Here is a 1,169-nt window from a genome sequence, read left to right as displayed (position 1 = left end):
TAGGATCAGTAAATCGATCTATCTCTCCAATTTCTGAAATGATCGTTGCAGCGATTTTTTCTCCGATACCAGGGATAGATTTGATAATATTATATTCTTCAATTTCTTTAGCGAGGGCATCTATCTCCGACTCCAACTTTGATAGGTGCTCTTTGTATTGAAGAATCATATTAATATACATACCAAGGCTTAAAATATGACTCTGATAGACTGTCTTTTCAAAAGGGTTACGAGCTGCTGCAGCCTTAAGCTTAATCGCACTTTCTTTTGCCCATCTGATTGATCGACTTTTACATAATTCATGTATCTTGTCTGTAATTGTTTCTTCACTTGCTTTCATAATGTCCTCGGAAGAGGGGAACTCTGAAAGCGTTAAGAGTGATACAACAGAATATAAATCGCCAAATACCCCTTTATATTCTGGAAACACTTGTTCAAGAACAGCCTGAAATTGAAGCTTGGTTTGAATGGTGACTCCCGTAATATTTTCATGCTGTCTTGTAAGATTACGAAGGTTTAATAATTGGACACCACGCTTTTTAAAAGGCTCTAACTCTTCTTTATAGAACAACTCACAAAGAAGATAGGCATCTATGACATCTGTCTTTACTTTTCTTAAACTTGAACTTCTTGCCTTGTATGAAATCAACGGATTGATAATAATCAATAAATATCCTCGTTCTTCCAAGTAATGAACAACAGGAGTTTGATAATGCCCTGTAGCTTCTAGTATGATCGAAGGCTTCTTACCAGACTCTTTTTTCACATCCTCCAGAAACGTTACAAGATAACTAAGCCCCTCAACGGTATGAGATACTTTAAAACTCTTAAGATATGGTTTGCCTTTATCTAAAAATGCTTGAACTTGACTTTCCCCTTTTGAAATATCCAGACCAACGACTGGATTCATTCTAATTCATCCTCCTAAACTAGTAATTTGCCAGTACCCCTAATTCCTCCATGCAGTGTCACAGCTTCGCTTGTTATACGAGATCTTAGTCCCAACCAGCCTCAATCATGTTTCTACAAGTAGGGGGCGAACGGTTTAGTTGACGGGGTCGAAGGCCCCACGAGCAGATACGTTCTACCCTGGCTACTGATATAATAAGACCAAAATAAATAAGGTCAACCAGAAATATTTAGCATTCTGGCTAACCTTATAATACGAA

1 protein-coding gene is annotated in these 1,169 nt (G+C 37.6%); it reads right to left on the bottom strand.

What is annotated here, in order from left to right:
* The coding region (locus F4694_RS31675) for an IS110 family RNA-guided transposase (protein WP_179603851.1) at positions 1-910 on the bottom strand (910 nt) is incomplete at its 3' end.
* Positions 911-1,169: the final 259 nt, after the last annotated feature.

The organism is Neobacillus driksii, from assembly GCF_013409995.1.
Classification (GTDB): Bacteria; Bacillota; Bacilli; order Bacillales; family Cytobacillaceae; genus Neobacillus; species Neobacillus driksii.
The sequence above is the reverse complement of the archived record's forward strand: the minus strand, read 5'-3'. Positions and strand labels throughout refer to the sequence as shown.